The organism is Xenorhabdus vietnamensis (genome assembly GCF_002127535.1).
GTDB lineage: Bacteria > Pseudomonadota > Gammaproteobacteria > Enterobacterales > Enterobacteriaceae > Xenorhabdus > Xenorhabdus vietnamensis.
The window spans coordinates 75,935-92,345 of sequence record NZ_MUBJ01000003.1 but is presented as its reverse complement, the minus strand read 5'-3'; the positions used below and the strand labels follow the sequence as shown (position 1 = coordinate 92,345).

Sequence of the window (16,411 nt, the reverse complement as noted above, 5' to 3'; positions counted from 1 at the left end):
GTGAAAATGCCTAAAATCGATTTTCAGCAAGCAGGTAAAAAAGTATTACACATTGAACTCGAAGGGCTGGTTGGCCTAGAGCAATATATTAATGACGATTTCAGCCAAGCTTGTGAATTAATGTTTAGCTGTGAAGGGAAAGTTATTGTAATGGGAATGGGCAAATCCGGCCATATTGGGCGAAAAATCGCTGCAACATTTGCCAGTACCGGTACGCCTTCTTTCTTTGTTCATCCTGGCGAGGCCAGCCATGGCGATCTCGGTATGGTAACATCAAAAGACATTGTTCTGGCTATTTCCAATTCGGGTGAATCGAATGAAATTCTGGCTTTAATTCCCGTTCTCAAGCGGCAGAAAGTCCCGCTTATCTGCATGACAAACAATCACGACAGCAACATGGGTAAAGCCTCAGACGTTCACTTATGCATTAAAACCCCACAAGAAGCCTGTCCGTTGGGGTTGGCTCCCACTACCAGCACCACCGCAACACTTGTCATGGGAGACGCATTAGCCCTTGCCCTTTTGCAAGCCCGCGGCTTTACTGCCGAAGATTTTGCCCTCTCTCATCCGGGTGGTGCACTCGGGCGTAAACTTCTGCTGTTGGCCAGCGATCTGATGACCACTGGTGATGACATTCCTCATGTTCCCCGCACAGCAACTCTGCGTGAAGCTTTGGTGGAAATCACCCGTAAAAAGCTGGGCATGACGGTTATCTGTGATGATGACATGCAAATCAGCGGTATTTTTACCGATGGTGATTTGCGCCGTGTTTTCGATATGGGCATCGATTTAAACAATGCAAAAATTTCTGATGTCATGACTGCGGGGGGCATCCGTATCAAACCGAATGCACTGGCAGTTGATGCCTTAAATCTAATGCAATCACGTCACATTACCTCATTATTAGTCACAAAAGATGACAGATTACTTGGTGTACTGCACATGCACGATCTTTTGCAGGCCGGGGTTGTATAAAGTCAGTAAACTAATAACTTATATAAGTAAGCATGATATAAATCTTAAGAGAATTTCTTAATGAGTCAAAAAGAGTATCTGGACACCTGTTATGGCCCAGTTAACAAAGCAATTATTGAAAAAGCCCGCCAAATCCGTCTTCTAATTTGTGATGTTGATGGTGTAATGTCTGACGGGCTTATCTATATGGGCAATGAAGGCGAAGAACTGAAAGCCTTTAACGTTCGTGATGGTTATGGCATCCGTTGTTTAATCACTTCTGGTATTGAAGTTGCCATCATTACTGGCCGCAAGGCAAAATTGCTGGAAAACCGAGCAGAAACACTGGGTATTACACACCTTTACCAAGGTCAAAACGATAAGGTTTTGGCGTATAAAGAACTGTTGGATAAACTAGCATTGCAGCCAGAACAAGTCGCCTATATTGGTGACGATCTTATTGACTGGCCTGTTATGGCAAAAGTTGGATTATCTGTTGCAGTTGCTGATGCCCATCCATTACTGTTGCCGAAAGCAGATTATGTAACTCAGATTGCCGGTGGTCGTGGCGCAGTCAGGGAACTTTGTGATTTGGTGCTCTTCGCTCAAAGTAAGCTAGAAGACGCCAAAGGGTTATCCATATAAACTTGAACTGAATAAACAATGAGCAAAATTCAACTCTGGCTGATCACAATACTGGCATTGATCGCGCTTGCGCTGATTGGCTGGAATTTATCGAATGTCAATGATGATGTTTCATCGCCTATTGTGGATGATGGCTATCCCACTTATCAAACCAAGGAAGCCGTTACTTTTGTCTATGATCCGGCAGGTAAACTGACTTACAAACTGGACGCTGACGATGTTAAAAACTATACGGAAACGAAACTGACTTGGTTTACCAATCCGGTGTTAACAACATTTGATCTAAATGCTCCCACTGGAACTCAGACAGCCACATGGATAGTGCGCGCCAATAAGGCCAAACTGACCAAAGATCAAATGCTCTATCTGTATGGGGATGTCCAAGTGAATAGCCAGATTGACGCATCGCAATTGCAGCAGATCATAACAGACAATGCGACCGTCAATCTCACAACACAAGATGTCGCATCCGATGACCAAGTTACTCTCACTGGCATTGATTTAAAATCTGTTGGCATGAAAATGCGTGGCAATCTGCGAAACAAAACTGCTGAACTGATTGAAAAAGTGTCCACTCGATATGAGATTCCACATGAACAAACTAATCCGTAATACCGTTATTGCCAGTACACTGTTTGCAGTCAGCCTGCCCGTACTGGCTTTGAAAGATGATACAAAAAAACCCATTACCATCGACTCAGCAAAACAGTCCCTGGATTTAACGGGAAACATTGCCACATTTACGGATAATGTTATCGTAAAACAAGGCTCAATCGATATTCATGCAGATAAAGTCGTTGTTACTCGCCCGGAAGGTGATTCTAACAAGACCGTCATTGAAGCTTACGGTAACCCAGCCACTTTTTACCAATTGCAAGATGATGGAAAGCCTATCAAAGGTCATGCATCAAAGATGCGCTATGAAATGGGTAAAGAGCTGATCACCTTGACAGGCAACGCCTATCTTGAACAACTAGACAGCAATATCAAAGGCGATAAAATTACTTATTTGGTACCGACACAACAGATGGAAGCCTTTAGTGATAAAGGTAAACGTGTCACCACTGTCCTGTTACCTGCCCAGCTACAGGAAAAAGGCCCGGGAGCTCACGGTGCTGATGCTCATAAAAAGAATAAATAACGACTGATGGCAATACAATTATGGCAATACTAATATGGCAATATTAAACGCAGAAAATCTGGCGAAAGCATATAAGGGCCGTAAGGTCGTTGAAAACGTCAGCCTGAACGTAAAGTCAGGGGAGATTGTTGGCTTACTTGGCCCTAATGGTGCAGGTAAAACTACCACTTTCTACATGGTTGTCGGCATTATTCCACGTGATGCTGGCTCTATCACCATTGATGAAGAAGACATCAGTCTTCTGCCCTTGCATGAACGTGCACGCCGCGGGATAGGTTACTTACCTCAGGAGGCCTCTATCTTCCGTCGCCTGAGTGTATTCGACAATTTGATGGCTGTACTGGAGATCCGCAAGGATCTGACCCAAGAACAGAGAAAAGAACGAGCAGAAGAGTTGATGGAGGAATTTCACATCTCTCACCTGCGTAATAGCCTTGGACAATCACTTTCCGGTGGTGAACGTCGTCGTGTGGAGATTGCTCGTGCACTAGCGGCCAATCCTAAATTCATCCTGTTGGATGAACCCTTTGCGGGTGTTGACCCAATTTCCGTACTGGATATTAAAAAAATCATTCAGCACCTACGGGATTGCGGATTGGGTGTACTGATTACCGACCATAATGTCCGTGAAACACTGGATGTCTGCGAACGTGCCTATATCGTCAGTCAAGGTCACTTGATTGCCCACGGTGCCCCGAATGACATCCTGAATAACGAGCAAGTCAAGCGCGTTTATCTGGGTGAAGGATTCCGCCTTTAACTTTCATCCTTCTGTCAGGCACGATTCAAGGAACCATTCAGGCTAGATTAAGGAGAAAGTGGTAACGCTATGAAGCAAAGTTTGCAACTCAGGCTCAGTCAGCAATTGACGATGACGCCACAACTCCAGCAAGCCATCCGTTTGTTGCAACTATCTACGCTTGAACTTCAACAGGAAATTCAGCAAGCTTTGGAAACTAACCCACTGCTTGAGCAAGATGACCCACTTCAGGAAGTGGAAAACCAGGCACTTTCTGATGCAGAAACTGACGTTATGGATACCCGCGAAGCGCTTGAACAGAAGGATATGCCTGAAGAGTTACCACTGGATGCCAGCTGGGATGAAATTTACACCGCTGGCACGCCCTCAGGAACCAGCAGTGATTACAGCGCTGATGATTTCCCTGTATATCAGGGGGAAACCACCCAAACACTGCAAGATTATTTAATGTGGCAGGCAGAATTGACACCATTTACCGAAACGGATGCTGCCATCGCAACTTCAATTATTGACGCAATTGATGACACTGGATATCTGACCATTTCCATCGAAGAAATCCTTGCCGGCATGGGTGATGATGAACTGACTTTGGAAGAAGTAGAAACTGTCCTCAAGCGCATACAGCATTTTGACCCGATTGGGGTTGCCGTCCGCGATTTACGTGAATGCTTGCTTATCCAACTTTCAATGCTGCCGTCAGAAACACCTCATCTGAATGAGGCCAGGCTTGTTGTCAGTAAATACCTTGAACTATTGGGCAACCGGGACTTCCGTAATTTATTACGTCAGAGCAAATTAAAAGAGAGTGCTCTGAAAGGAGCTATTGATATCATTCAATCACTGGAGCCAAAACCGGGCCTGGTAGTCAATGCAGGTGAATCCGAATATGTTATTCCGGATGTATTGGTACAGAAAGAAAATGAAAGCTGGCAAGTTAAGCTAAATATAGATAGCATCCCCCGTCTGCACATTAACCAACATTACGCAGCACTGGGGCAACAGGTCAATAGTGAAAGTGACAGCCTGTTCATACGCAATAACTTGCAAGAAGCCAAATGGCTGATCAAAAGCCTCGAAAGCCGTAATGAAACACTATTGAAAGTCTCCAGTTGTATTGTTGAGCGACAACAAGATTTTTTTGAGTATGGTGCGGAACACATGAAGCCACTGGTACTGGCTGATATCGCCTACCAAGTTGACATGCATGAATCCACCATTTCCCGAGTGACAACACAGAAGTACCTATATAGTTCACGAGGGATCTTTGAACTTAAATATTTTTTCTCCAGTCACGTCAATACCGATAGCGGAGGAGAAGCTTCTTCCACCGCGATACGTGCTCTGGTGAAAAAACTGGTTGCGGCAGAAAACCCGGGCAAGCCACTGAGTGACAGTAAATTGACCAGCATACTCGCTGAACAAGGTATCCAAGTGGCTCGTCGGACTGTCGCAAAATATAGAGAGTCGTTATCCATCCCGCCTTCAAACCAACGTAAAAAATTGGTTTGAACAACACAGAGAAGGAAAACACCATGCAACTCAATGTTACAGGCCACAATATTGAAATCACAGATGCACTTCGCAACGTTGTGAACACCAAATGCGGTAAATTGGATCAATATTTCGATAAAATTAACCTTATCCAGGTCATACTCCGAGTGGAAAAGGTGGAAAGAATCGCCGAAGCCACAGTTCATGTCAATGGAGGTGAGTTGCATGCAACCGCAGAGCATGAAGACATGTATGCAGCAATTGATTCACTGGTAGATAAGCTAGCGCGTCAATTGACTAAATACAAAAGTAAATTGAGACAACATTAATAGTTTTTAAGTAATGGGGTCATCATATAATGATCACTGTTCTATCTATTACACCTGCTATAGCGTCATAGTGCGATCTTTCAGCCTATTGTGATCTTTTGATCTGTATAGAACGAACTATAGTCCGGTTTTAGTGCAGTGCATCAATGCCAGGTGCCTAATCAGGCATCTGGCATAACAAGGCCCTAAGTGAATACAGAAATGAACAACGAAACAGATTTACCACTAAGATCAGTGCTTTCACCCACATGCACACGCAATAATGTACCTTGTTCGAGTAAAAAGCGCGCCTTAGAGATTATCAGTGAGCTAGCATCAAAGGAGCTTAAGGTACCGGAATACATAGTATTCGAGGCTATTCTTTCCCGCGAAAAAGTAGGCAAAACAGGAATCGGCAATGGGATTGCAATTCCGCATGGCAAAGTAGATGAAAAGTGTTCGAATAATGCGGTCGGAGTATTTTTGCGTCTGGAACAACCCATTACATTTGATGCCATCGATAATCAACCTGTTGACTTACTATTTGCTTTATTGGTGCCATCAAATCAGTGCCAAACTCATTTACATTCACTATCATTGATTGCAAAACGTTTTGCAGATAAAAATCTCTGCCGTCGTCTGCGCTCAGCACTGAGTGATGAAGAGTTATATAAAATCATTACTGGATAAATAGCGATTACAATTGTAAACATTTAGGAGAGCCACCTCATGGTGCTGATGATAGTCAGTGGTCGTTCAGGTTCAGGGAAATCCGTTGCTCTGCGTGCACTGGAAGACATGGGCTTCTATTGCGTGGATAACCTACCGGTTGTGTTGCTGCCAGAGCTGGCAAAAACACTGGCTGAACGTGATATTTCGGCGGCGATTAGCATTGATGTCAGAAATATGCCGGAATCGCCGGAAGTTTTTGAAGAAGCGCTGACGCAATTACCTGACAATTTTTCACCACAGCTACTGTTTCTTGATGCAGATCGCAATACCCTGATCCGTAGATACAGTGATACTCGCCGTTTGCATCCACTCTCCAGCAAAAACCTGTCACTGGAAAGTGCAATTGATCAAGAAAGTGATTTGCTTGAACCCCTGCGTTCACGCGCCGACTTAATCATCGACACATCTGAAATGTCCGTTCATGAACTGGCAGAAATGCTCAGGACACGTTTACTAGGCAAACGGGAACGTGAATTAACAATGGTATTTGAGTCTTTTGGCTTCAAACATGGCATCCCGATTGACGCAGATTATGTTTTCGATGTGCGTTTCCTGCCAAACCCTCACTGGGACCCGAAACTGCGCCCAATGACGGGTTTGGATCGTCCTGTAGCAGCGTTTTTGGATCGCCATACCGAAGTTCATAACTTCATTTACCAGACTCGTAGCTATCTTGAACTCTGGTTACCCATGCTGGAAACCAATAATCGTAGCTATCTGACTGTCGCTATTGGTTGCACAGGTGGTAAACACCGCTCAGTCTATGTTGCAGAGCAGTTGGCAGATTATTTCCGCTCTCGTGGCAAAAACGTGCAGTCACGTCATCGTACACTGGAAAAACGTAAATAATACAATTAGAAATCGTATAATCCATAGCAACCAACAATAGTAACCAACAATAGCAACTGACAAAGTGAAGCATGACAGTCAAACAACGGCTTGAAATTAAAAATCGGCTTGGAATGCATGCCCGACCTGCGATGAAACTGCATGACCTTGTGTTACAGTTTCAATCGCAGGTTATTTTGCGCAACAGCAATAATGTCCAAGCAGAAGCCCATAGTGTCATTGCCATGCTGATGCTGGATTCTGAACAAGGCAGCTATATTGATGTTGAAGTCAGTGGGCCAGATGAACATCAAGCACTGGCAGCTATTGTTAAGTTATTCAATTCCGGTTTTGACGAAGAATAAAATCTTTTCTTTTTTCACCTCCATTGAGAAAACAGCATTCATCAGAAATGATTCAGGAGATCTAATTAGTCGTATACTTTGTGAAAAAATACAAACAAAGTATATTATTTACTTATTTACATAATGTACTATCTGACTTATATTGATTTTGATTTACGTGGAAAACATAAAAAATAATGCCATGATCCAAAAATATCATATTAACAATAAGTTAATAGAGTACATTAACTTAACTCTAGACAATGCAGAAAAAGAATGGCAACAAGTCCAGAATGAATTAAATAAATGTAGAAATAAAATTAACACTTTAAAAACCATGTGTGGTGATATTCATCAACATGCCGATAATAATATTAATACCACGGAATTATTGCATTCCCATTACAATAATAAAAATTCCTTTACTTCAACGTTTGCATTAGAAAAAACACTGATCAAAACTTTCATACCAGGATATCCAGTTTTAGAAAATAACAAACCTGAGGTTGGTGAATTTGTTGTATTTATGGCAGACATGAGAAATTCCAGTTCTCATTTTCAACATTCTCCTGAATCCCCTATGATAGAGAGTGGATTACAGAGAGTTTTCTATGAGACATCAGCATTAATCCCCGCAATTGTTTATACAGCAGCACAAGAAGGTGGACAAGCTACAGAGCTACTTGGAGACGGAGTATTAATTTTATTTAATGTTGAACCTAAAAACCGAATTAATGTAATAAATAAGGCTTATAGAGCGGCTAAAAAATGCATTAATAATACGATTAAACATGTTAATGATATTTTATGGCAACGGTATAACTTACCTCCTTTAAAAATTGGCGTAGGTATTGCTTATGGGGAAACCATTATCAAAGTAATACAGCTAAATGGATACCACCCTAAAGTTATAGGGCAATGTGTTTGGGAAGCTGCAAAATTAAGTCACGGAGAAAATGCGATTGGCTTATCAAAAGATATCCAAGAAATATTAAAACTTAATGAAGTATATTGACATCCGTTCTAAAAAAAATGAAGAATCGTTATGTTTAATAAAAGAATGATGCATCTAAATTGCCATATCGTCGGAGTCGGTCAGCATCCGGCAGGATGGAGAACTCATAATGATACCCGCACATTCATAAACCCCCTTTTCTATCAAGAAGTTGCAAAATTAGCAGAACTCGGAAAATTTGACGCACTGTTTTTTTCAGATTCATTATCATTACATGGTCATGCCCATGGCCCTTCACAAATGTTAGATCCATTAATAGTGTCATCATCAATTCTCTCAGTAACAAAACACCTAGGGTTTATTTGTACTGCCTCTACCACCTTTAGCGATCCATTTATTTTAGCCCGACAACTTTTAACGCTGGATCACTTGAGTCACGGTCGGATAGGTTGGAATGCCGTTACTACCTATAATCCCGCCGCTGCAAAAAACTTTGGGCAAATGCCATTACCTAGTTCATCTGAACGCTATGCGCGAGCAGAAGAGTTCATTCAAGTCGCTACAAAACTATGGGAAAGTTGGGGAAAAAATGCACTCGTCGCAGATGCAGTAAGCGGCATATTCGCCGATCCCACACAAGTGAACAGCATTGACCATCGTGGACAATACTACACTGTTGCAGGGCCATTAAATATCCCTCGCAGTCCACAAGGTAAACCGTTATTGGTACAGTCTGGCTCATCGGAAGCGGGACTGAACCTAGCAGCAAAGTTTGCGGATGTTGTATTTACTGCACAAACATCTTTTGAAGGAGCAAAACTTTTTTATCAACGCCTGAAAGCAAAAGTTGTTGCAAAAAATCGCAGTGAAAATTCACTGAAAATATTGCCAGGCTTATACCCGATCATTGGTTCAACTCTTGCTGAGGCTCAGGAACGAAAAGCAAAGATGGACGAGTTAAGAGATGTGAATGAAGATATCATCATGTTATCCCGGCAACTGGGATTAGAACCTGATGATCTTAAATTACATGAACCATTACCTTATAGACTCATCGAAAAAACATCTAAGGATATTGTTTCCAAAGGTTTCTTATCCGAAATAGTCAATTTGGCTCGTACTAAAAACCTAACTGTTTATCAGCTTATTTTACAAAATCTGGGAATGCACCGAATGTTGTTAGGAACCCCGGAGATGATTGCTGATGATATGGAAAAATGGTTTTTGGCACATGCCGCAGATGGGTTTAATTTAGATTTTGATGTGTTTCCTGAGGCTCTTCAAATAATGATCGAACACGTTATCCCTTTATTACAACAAAAAAATCTCTTTCGCTTTGACTATACAGAACAGACACTCAGAGAACGCTTCGATGTTACGTGCCATTAACCTTTTATAACTGCTCTCCTGCCCAAATATCGCTCTGTATTTCTTTCATTCTTTCCTCAGTCAACAATCAGCGACAGAAGATCATTAACACCTTAACCAATAAATTTAGTTTATCATAAAATCTATTTACAAATAGTCTCACCATTATAATTAAAATTCCCCCACCAACACTTAACCATATGAAATTATTTGAAAAATATTTATCATTAAGGGGTATTTACATACAACTTTTTATATAAACAGATCCGAATCTGGAGACTTACTTCATGAATTTTAATAAGACCGCACTAGCTGTCATTCTTGGCCTGACCCTATGCCAAGGAGCAGCTCAAGCAGCACCAATTCTTTCTTTAGACAATACTCAAGCAGAACATGTTGCTGCCCACAACAATTCTTGGGTTGAAATTAATACCACGACTTTCGAAAACAATATCCACACACTGCAAAAAAAACTTAATAAAAACACCAAAATGTGTGCGATTCTGAAAGGTGATGCTTATGGTCATGGTATCGGCCTGCTAATGCCATCTATCATTAAAACTGACGTACCTTGCGTAGGAATCACCAGTAATGAAGAAGCCCGCATCGTACGTGAAAGCGGCTTTAAAGGACAACTGATGCGTGTCCGTACGGCTCATGTGACTGAAATCGAAAGCACTCTGGGCTATGATATGGAAGAGATGATCGGTGATCTGAATCACGCTAAAGCCATTGATGCCCTGGCCAAAAAGCACGGTAAAGAAATTCGCGTCCATCTGATGCTGAACACAGGTCTCATGAGCCGCAATGGGTTAGAAATGAAAACTGGGCAGGGCAAACAAGAAGCCCTGGAAATCACTCAGTTACCTAACCTGAAATTGGTCGGCATGATGAGCCACCATGCATTCACCGATTTGGATACAATCCGTGACAGTATTAAGAACTTCAAAGAACAAACTTCTTGGTTGATCAAAACAGCAGATCTGAAAAGAGATGAAATCACTCTGCACGCATCAAGCTCTTTTGCATCAATGAGCATCCCAGAAGCACAATTCGACATGGCACGCGTGGGTAGTGCGCTGTACGGTGTTCTGACCACCAGCCACCCAGAATTCAAGCCATTAATTCAAGTGAAAACTCGCGTTGCTTCCGTTAAATCATACCCTAAAGGTAATGGTATCGGCTATGACAACACTTTTATTCTGAAGCGTGATTCCAAACTCGCTAATTTGCCAGTTGGTTTCTCTGATGGCTTCAGCTCTGCCATGTCAAATAAAGCCTACGTCCTGATCAACGGTCACCGTGCACCAGTTGTCGGCAGCGTTTCCATGAACACCGTAATGGTCGATATTACCGACCTGCCTGATGTAAAGGCTGGCGATGAAGTTGTGATTTTCGGTAAACAAGGCAACGACGAAATTACTCAGTCTGATGTCCAGAAATGGAGCGATATGCACGTTGTTGAATTATCTTCCATTTGGGGAGAAACCAACCCCAAAATTGCTGTTACAGGACTCTAATCAGCAGCCCCAATGATATCTGGTTATTTCTTCTAACCAGTGTTAATGAACCTTATTTCATTAACAACACAAAACAGTTCGTGATCATGATCTCTTTATTTTCACGCCAGAACAGCCTAATATCATTTTAATCACTTTGAAAATAACACCCCCCTCCTTGCGATGCGGGGTGTTATTTTGTATTGAGTCTAATTTGGAGTGTGGTATGAAAAAACCTAAAATCATTATCAATGAACTAGATGCTGAACGTTTAGATTCTCTGTTGGAACAACCTGCATTTGCTAATACCAGTATTGCGGATGCTTTGAACGAAGAGTTGGATAGAGCCGAAATAGTGGCTCCAGTAGATATCCCAGCCAATGTTGTCACAATGAACAGTGAAATTCGATTTATTGATCTGGGCAGCAATGAAGAGCGTGTTCGTACACTGGTCTACCCTGCTTCCTTGCAAGACAGCACCAAACATTTGTCAGTCATGGCTCCCTTGGGTGCCGCTCTTCTGGGTCTGCGGGTGAATGATGAAATAACATGGAAATTGCCAAATGGAGAAAAAACCCGCATAAAAGTATTAGAAATACTTTATCAGCCAGAAGCCGCGGGTGAATACCACCGCTGATTTCCAGCCAGCTCAGTCGTACCGAACTGGCTGCTGTTGATTGAGTATCCCTATTGACCGGCGATACTCATTTCCGGCAGCAATACCGAACCACACTGAATATTGCTACGTGTTTCGATATCATTGCCAACTGTCACCATATTTGCCCACATATCTTTCAAATTGCCTGCAATGGTGATCTCACTAACCGGATATTGGATTTCGCCATTCTCAACCCAAAAACCGGATGCACCACGAGAATAATCACCAGTAATCGCGCTAACTCCCTGCCCCATCAGCTCAGTGACGATCAAGCCAGTCCCCATTTCACGCAACAAACCAGCAAAATCCAGACCTTGACCTGCAATGTGCCAATTGTGAATTCCGCCTGCATGACCCGTGTTCACCATTCCCAACTTACGGGCAGAATAGGAAGTCAGCAACCAAGTCTGTAAAACACCATCTTTAATAATATCACGTGGGGTTGTACGCACACCTTCACTGTCAAATGGTGTTGAGGCCAACCCACGCAGTAAATGAGGCTGCTCTTTAATCGTCAGCCATGAAGGCAAAATTTGTTTGCCCAGACTATCCAACAAGAAAGAAGACTTACGATAAATACTGCTACCACTGATCGCGCCAACCAAATGCCCGAACAACCCCGTGGCCACTTCCGCAGAAAAGATAACAGGTGCTTTCATCGTTGATAACTTACGCGCACCCAGACGGGAAAGCGTACGACGAGCACATTCTTGTCCAACCCATTCAGGTGATTTCAAATCGTCAAAATGGCGACTCACGGTATAGGCATAATCGCGTTCCATATTGCCATCCTGCTCAGCAATCACACAGCTCGACATAGAATGACGGCTTGAGCAATAGCTTTGCAGCATGCCATGACTATTACCAAATACCCGAATACCATAATGGCTGTTGAAACTTCCACCTTCAGTATTGGTAATACGTTCATCTGCCTGCAACGACACTTGTTCAGCACGGGCAGCCAACTCAATGGCTTTATCTGCATCCAAATCAGCGGGATGGAAAAGATCCAGTTCAGGTGCTTCAAATACCAATAACTCTTTATCCGCCGGGCCAGCATAAGGATCAGGAGAGGTATAACGAGCAATATCAATGGCGGCCTGTACAGTGCGGGCAATAGCCTCAGGGCTGAGATCCGTTGAGGAAGCGCTTCCCTTGCGCTGTTGGTGATAAACGGTGATCCCCAGTGCGCCATCGCTGTTAAACTCAACATTTTCGACTTCACTGAAACGGGTACTGACGCTAATTCCCGTGGTTTTATTAACCGCGACTTCCGCAGCATCACAACCTGCTTTCGCTAATTCCAGAGCATGGGCAACCGCATCTTCCAGCGCCTTACGTTGCTCTGCGATTTGTTGATTGGTAACTATCATTAATTAACCATAATCCAATGAATTAAAAAGAGAATTTGTCAGGAGAAATGCCTTATTTCGGTTCATGACACGAATGCCGAGTGGTAATCAGGCAATTTTCCCAGTTACAATACACAATATTAGGATGTTAACACCCCCCGGACGATAGGTCATGTTCCAAAACACACCTTTATCCGGCCTTTTTAGAAGGAAAACGATTATGGCAAAGCAGCCTGAAGATTGGCTCGACAATTATCCTGCTGAAGAGGAAGAAGAAGAGATAATCTGGGTCAGTAAAAGTGAAATCAAGCGGGATGCTGAAATACTGAAAAAATTGGGAGCTGAACTGGTTGAACTCAGTAACAACCAGTTGGAACGAATCCCTCTGGATGAAGATCTGCTGGCAGCCATTAAGCTGGCACAGAAAATCAGACGTGAAGGACGCCGTCGTCAATTGCAGTTAATTGGTAAATTGTTGCGTGCCCGCGATCCTGAACCAATTACCATTGCGTTGGATAAACTGAAAAACCGTCACAACCAGCAAGTCGTTATTTTACATAAACTGGAAGAACTGCGTGACAAACTGGTTGAATGCGATGATGCTCTTGAAGAAGTCGTAGCACTGTATCCACATACTGATCGCCAGCAACTTCGCTCGTTGATTCGTAATGCTAAAAAAGAGAAGGCAGCGAATAAGCCACCTAAATCCTACCGCCAAATTTTCCAATATTTGAAAGAACTATCGGAATCAGCTTAGCATTCCCTCACCGCCATTTCGTTAAGAATTGGCGGTAATTTCCCCTATTCCTTCTCTTTCCTTCCCTTTCCTTTCATTAACTTAACTGGATTAAGTTAACACTTTGAATCAAATGTTACGGATTGGTAACAAAAATTAAGGTAACCTAATTTTCTTTAATTATTTTCATCCTGTTTCCCTACATCATTAAGAATTTATCTAAAGGATATCTCAAATGCCGTTAATTGTTATTCCTGATGATTATCAACATGCTACAAAACAAATTCAGGCCTTATATCAGAACAATGACTTTGAGGTAGTTTGTCTCGGCGCCCTAGATCGGGAACCCAAGGCAGAAGAACTATTGTCCAAGGCTGATGCTCTAATATTGATTCGAGAAAGAACCTCCATTGATGAGAAATTCTTGTCTAAAACCCCTAACTTAAAACTCATCAGCCAGACAGGAAAAGTTGCTTATAATATCGATCTGGAATTATGCAAACAGCGGGGCATTGCCGTTGTTGAAGGTGTTGGTACTCCTGTTGCCGCAGCAGAATTAACATGGCTGTTAATTCAAAGTTCTATACGTCGGTTTGTGTCTTCTGTAGAAATGATGAAAAAAGGCCACTGGCAAACTGAATTTGGCGACACCGTAGCGGGAAAAACACTTGGAATAGTCGGTTATGGCAAGATAGGTCAACTTGTTGCCAAATACGCACAATCATTTAATATGAAAGTACAGATCTGGGGTTCAAACCGTGCCCAAGAACAAGCTCACCAAGAAGGATTAATCGTTCCAAACTCTCGTGAAGAATTTTTCCAGACTTCAGATGTCATCACTCTGCACCAACGATTAGTCAAGGAAACCACAGGAGGTATCACGTTTTCTGATTTAAGCAGAATGAAATCTACAGCAGTCTTAGTGAATACAGCTCGTTCCGGTTTGATAGAAACAGGTGCACTAGAAAAAGCTCTCGATTTAGGAACACCCGGCTTTGCTGCACTAGACGTTTTTGATATTGAACCTATCTGGAATCCTAATCACTCTTTATTAAAACGAAATAACGTACTTTGTAGCCCACATATCGGCTATGTTACTAAAAGCTGTTATAACATTTATTTAGAAAGCGCATTCAAAAATATTGAGAAATATTTTTCTGGTGATAAAAGCCATGTAGTTAATAAATAGAAATTTTTTATATGCCAAATAGACTTTAGTTTAGTTTTTCAAAACCAATAAAAATGAGATCTATAAATCCGAAAATCCATCTGCTATGCAGGTGGATCTCCATAAAAACCTATATTTGATACTAATCATTTATATTCTTAAAAAGAATTTATTATTAACTATTTTAATTATAATCAATATCTTTATTACCAAAGAGATCAGGAAGGTCAAAATAGACTAGGGTATACATCAATGGAAGGAAATTGCCTTGAAAGTAATAATAACAAACTCATGTGGAGTATTTAATGATTTTCCACAAAAGAGACTCCCCGTTTTTTTAAACGGGGAGTCTCAACATAGAGGAAAGTTCAATCGAATACATTAAATTGTAACTCCCCTTCCAGCTCTTCTTTAGCTTCTTCAAACAACGATATCAAATCCGTAAAGAGCGCTCGTTTTTGTGGTGTTAAGTGGATAAAATTAATTTCAACCGGTAACTGAATGTACCCAGTTACGGTATCCCACAGTGCATCCAAGTTGGCACCAAAATCATCCTCAAGCTCGAAATGCACTTTGAATTTATCATAGAAAGTATCCAGATCAGGGATTTGGTCAAAGTCAAATTCCACCTTTTTCATGTCATTACTCCAGTTAGAGAAAACTTTTAATTTGGGTAAAAGTTTTATAGTGATCGAGCGTTAGATAAATAAGGCCATCATTAGAATAGATCAATCTGGCTTTACCTCTGTGACCACAATGATAATTCACATCTGCTTCAAACCATTTACGACCAAACTTTTTCGGCAATTTATGCTCACGGTCAGCGTACCGATCACCGCCAATTGCCTTACCTGGCGCTACGTCACATAAATTGCCTTTACTAGAACGCCAACCAAGGCGACGAGCCTGTTTTTTCGTAATGTAATAGTCTGGTAATTTGTGATTTTTATGGATGGAGGACGCCACAAGAAGGTGTTTCGTCCGAGACTCAATTAGTTCAGAAGGCTTAGCTAAAGGAACAGTGCCTTGCGATGGCTTAGTTAAAGGAACTGTACCTTGTTGCGAAGGCTTAGCTAAAGGAACAGTACTTTGCGATGGCTTAGTTAAAGGAACTGTACCTTGTTGCGGAGGCTTAGCTAAAGGAACAGTACCTTGCGATGGCTTAGTTAAAGGAACTGTACCTTGTTGCGAAGGCTTATCTGAAGGAGTTGAAGAAGCTGTACCTTGCTTTGTTATATCGACGCCTACGCTATTTGTACCTGCGCTACTTGTACCTGTACCACTTGTACCTGTGCTACTTGTACTTTTGCCAGCTGTATTCAGTGTACTTATGCTACTGCTACCTGTTTTTATGGCATTTTTTGAAGTAAATCCCTTAAAGGCAACATACACTACAACCAAAACCAATAATACAACCAAAACCGATACTACTGAAACCGAGATGCTCTTCTTCATGATAACCTCCAGCTATA

At 42.0% G+C, this 16,411-nt stretch carries 19 protein-coding genes; 16 read left to right on the top strand and 3 right to left on the bottom strand.

Features of this window, described 5'->3' with window-relative positions:
• Positions 1 to 6: 6 nt before the first annotated feature.
• The 14 genes from kdsD to rnk all read left to right on the top strand — a co-directional run bounded on the left by kdsD (position 7) and on the right by rnk (position 11,662).
• A complete protein-coding gene (gene kdsD / locus Xvie_RS04470; protein ID WP_086108160.1) occupies positions 7 to 975 on the top strand; it encodes an arabinose-5-phosphate isomerase KdsD in 969 nt (322 codons plus the stop codon).
• A 60-nt stretch (positions 976 to 1,035) separates the two neighbouring features.
• Positions 1,036 to 1,599 (top strand): 3-deoxy-manno-octulosonate-8-phosphatase KdsC, encoded by a 564-nt coding sequence (gene kdsC, locus Xvie_RS04465; protein WP_086108159.1) that lies wholly within the window; start codon positions 1,036 to 1,038, stop codon positions 1,597 to 1,599.
• An 18-nt stretch (positions 1,600 to 1,617) separates the two neighbouring features.
• Complete coding sequence (gene lptC, locus Xvie_RS04460; protein ID WP_086108158.1) at positions 1,618 to 2,211, top strand: LPS export ABC transporter periplasmic protein LptC; 594 nt, start codon at positions 1,618 to 1,620, stop codon at positions 2,209 to 2,211.
• A complete protein-coding gene (gene lptA / locus Xvie_RS04455; protein ID WP_086108157.1) occupies positions 2,192 to 2,740 on the top strand; it encodes a lipopolysaccharide ABC transporter substrate-binding protein LptA in 549 nt (182 codons plus the stop codon). Before lptC ends, lptA begins: the two co-directional genes overlap by 20 nt.
• A gap of 34 nt (positions 2,741 to 2,774) precedes the next feature.
• The gene (lptB, locus tag Xvie_RS04450; protein WP_086108156.1) at positions 2,775 to 3,500 is read left to right on the top strand and encodes an LPS export ABC transporter ATP-binding protein; all 726 of its coding nucleotides are present in this window, start codon (positions 2,775 to 2,777) and stop codon (positions 3,498 to 3,500) included.
• 69 nt (positions 3,501 to 3,569) lie between these two features.
• Positions 3,570 to 5,009, top strand: coding sequence for an RNA polymerase factor sigma-54 (gene rpoN, locus Xvie_RS04445; protein ID WP_086108155.1), 1,440 nt, complete (start codon positions 3,570 to 3,572; stop codon positions 5,007 to 5,009).
• Between the two features lie 23 nt (positions 5,010 to 5,032).
• Positions 5,033 to 5,320 (top strand): ribosome hibernation promoting factor, encoded by a 288-nt coding sequence (gene hpf, locus Xvie_RS04440; protein ID WP_086108154.1) that lies wholly within the window; start codon positions 5,033 to 5,035, stop codon positions 5,318 to 5,320.
• A gap of 201 nt (positions 5,321 to 5,521) precedes the next feature.
• Positions 5,522 to 5,989: a PTS IIA-like nitrogen regulatory protein PtsN gene (gene ptsN, locus Xvie_RS04435; RefSeq protein ID WP_086108153.1), complete on the top strand. Its 468-nt coding sequence runs from the start codon at positions 5,522 to 5,524 to the stop codon at positions 5,987 to 5,989.
• A 39-nt stretch (positions 5,990 to 6,028) separates the two neighbouring features.
• A complete protein-coding gene (gene rapZ / locus Xvie_RS04430) occupies positions 6,029 to 6,880 on the top strand; it encodes an RNase adapter RapZ (protein ID WP_086108152.1) in 852 nt (283 codons plus the stop codon).
• Positions 6,881 to 6,951: 71 nt separating this feature from the next.
• Complete coding sequence (gene npr / locus Xvie_RS04425) at positions 6,952 to 7,224, top strand: PTS phosphocarrier protein NPr (protein WP_086108151.1); 273 nt, start codon at positions 6,952 to 6,954, stop codon at positions 7,222 to 7,224.
• 157 nt (positions 7,225 to 7,381) lie between these two features.
• Positions 7,382 to 8,218 carry an adenylate/guanylate cyclase domain-containing protein gene (locus Xvie_RS04420; RefSeq protein WP_139838806.1) on the top strand — a complete coding sequence of 279 codons (837 nt, stop codon included), beginning with the start codon at positions 7,382 to 7,384 and terminating at the stop codon, positions 8,216 to 8,218.
• Between the two features lie 30 nt (positions 8,219 to 8,248).
• Entirely contained in the window at positions 8,249 to 9,547 is a 1,299-nt protein-coding gene (locus Xvie_RS04415; RefSeq protein WP_086108149.1) for an LLM class flavin-dependent oxidoreductase, read from the top strand.
• Positions 9,548 to 9,813: 266 nt separating this feature from the next.
• Complete coding sequence (alr, locus tag Xvie_RS04410; protein ID WP_086108148.1) at positions 9,814 to 11,046, top strand: alanine racemase; 1,233 nt, start codon at positions 9,814 to 9,816, stop codon at positions 11,044 to 11,046.
• 205 nt (positions 11,047 to 11,251) lie between these two features.
• Positions 11,252 to 11,662, top strand: a complete 411-nt coding sequence (gene rnk, locus Xvie_RS04405) for a nucleoside diphosphate kinase regulator (RefSeq protein WP_086108147.1) — start codon at positions 11,252 to 11,254, stop codon at positions 11,660 to 11,662.
• 50 nt (positions 11,663 to 11,712) lie between these two features.
• On the opposite strand, the gene pmbA is transcribed toward rnk, so the two are convergent.
• Positions 11,713 to 13,056 (bottom strand): metalloprotease PmbA, encoded by a 1,344-nt coding sequence (gene pmbA / locus Xvie_RS04400; RefSeq protein ID WP_086108146.1) that lies wholly within the window; start codon positions 13,054 to 13,056, stop codon positions 11,713 to 11,715.
• 199 nt (positions 13,057 to 13,255) lie between these two features.
• On the opposite strand from pmbA, the gene yjgA reads away from it, so the two are divergent.
• A complete protein-coding gene (gene yjgA / locus Xvie_RS04395; RefSeq protein WP_086108145.1) occupies positions 13,256 to 13,792 on the top strand; it encodes a ribosome biogenesis factor YjgA in 537 nt (178 codons plus the stop codon).
• 214 nt (positions 13,793 to 14,006) lie between these two features.
• Positions 14,007 to 14,960: a D-2-hydroxyacid dehydrogenase family protein gene (locus Xvie_RS04390; protein WP_086108144.1), complete on the top strand. Its 954-nt coding sequence runs from the start codon at positions 14,007 to 14,009 to the stop codon at positions 14,958 to 14,960.
• Positions 14,961 to 15,307: 347 nt separating this feature from the next.
• On the opposite strand, the gene Xvie_RS04385 is transcribed toward Xvie_RS04390, so the two are convergent.
• Together Xvie_RS04385 and Xvie_RS25110 are read right to left on the bottom strand one after the other, a co-directional pair.
• Entirely contained in the window at positions 15,308 to 15,577 is a 270-nt protein-coding gene (locus tag Xvie_RS04385) for a barstar family protein (protein WP_086108143.1), read from the bottom strand.
• 13 nt (positions 15,578 to 15,590) lie between these two features.
• Positions 15,591 to 16,394 (bottom strand): ribonuclease domain-containing protein, encoded by an 804-nt coding sequence (locus tag Xvie_RS25110; protein WP_086108142.1) that lies wholly within the window; start codon positions 16,392 to 16,394, stop codon positions 15,591 to 15,593.
• Positions 16,395 to 16,411 lie beyond the last annotated feature (17 nt).

Coding starts and splice junctions, on each gene's coding strand:
- rapZ (WP_086108152.1), top strand. CDS start 6,029: ATGGTGCTGATGATAGTCAGTGGTCGTTCAGGTTCAGGGAAATCCGTT.
- Xvie_RS04385 (WP_086108143.1), bottom strand. CDS start 15,577: ATGAAAAAGGTGGAATTTGACTTTGACCAAATCCCTGATCTGGATACT.
- npr (WP_086108151.1), top strand. CDS start 6,952: ATGACAGTCAAACAACGGCTTGAAATTAAAAATCGGCTTGGAATGCAT.
- alr (WP_086108148.1), top strand. CDS start 9,814: ATGAATTTTAATAAGACCGCACTAGCTGTCATTCTTGGCCTGACCCTA.
- lptC (WP_086108158.1), top strand. CDS start 1,618: ATGAGCAAAATTCAACTCTGGCTGATCACAATACTGGCATTGATCGCG.
- Xvie_RS25110 (WP_086108142.1), bottom strand. CDS start 16,394: ATGAAGAAGAGCATCTCGGTTTCAGTAGTATCGGTTTTGGTTGTATTA.
- Xvie_RS04390 (WP_086108144.1), top strand. CDS start 14,007: ATGCCGTTAATTGTTATTCCTGATGATTATCAACATGCTACAAAACAA.
- kdsD (WP_086108160.1), top strand. CDS start 7: ATGCCTAAAATCGATTTTCAGCAAGCAGGTAAAAAAGTATTACACATT.
- yjgA (WP_086108145.1), top strand. CDS start 13,256: ATGGCAAAGCAGCCTGAAGATTGGCTCGACAATTATCCTGCTGAAGAG.
- lptA (WP_086108157.1), top strand. CDS start 2,192: ATGAACAAACTAATCCGTAATACCGTTATTGCCAGTACACTGTTTGCA.
- pmbA (WP_086108146.1), bottom strand. CDS start 13,056: ATGATAGTTACCAATCAACAAATCGCAGAGCAACGTAAGGCGCTGGAA.
- kdsC (WP_086108159.1), top strand. CDS start 1,036: ATGAGTCAAAAAGAGTATCTGGACACCTGTTATGGCCCAGTTAACAAA.
- Xvie_RS04415 (WP_086108149.1), top strand. CDS start 8,249: ATGTTTAATAAAAGAATGATGCATCTAAATTGCCATATCGTCGGAGTC.
- hpf (WP_086108154.1), top strand. CDS start 5,033: ATGCAACTCAATGTTACAGGCCACAATATTGAAATCACAGATGCACTT.
- rnk (WP_086108147.1), top strand. CDS start 11,252: ATGAAAAAACCTAAAATCATTATCAATGAACTAGATGCTGAACGTTTA.
- rpoN (WP_086108155.1), top strand. CDS start 3,570: ATGAAGCAAAGTTTGCAACTCAGGCTCAGTCAGCAATTGACGATGACG.
- ptsN (WP_086108153.1), top strand. CDS start 5,522: ATGAACAACGAAACAGATTTACCACTAAGATCAGTGCTTTCACCCACA.
- lptB (WP_086108156.1), top strand. CDS start 2,775: ATGGCAATATTAAACGCAGAAAATCTGGCGAAAGCATATAAGGGCCGT.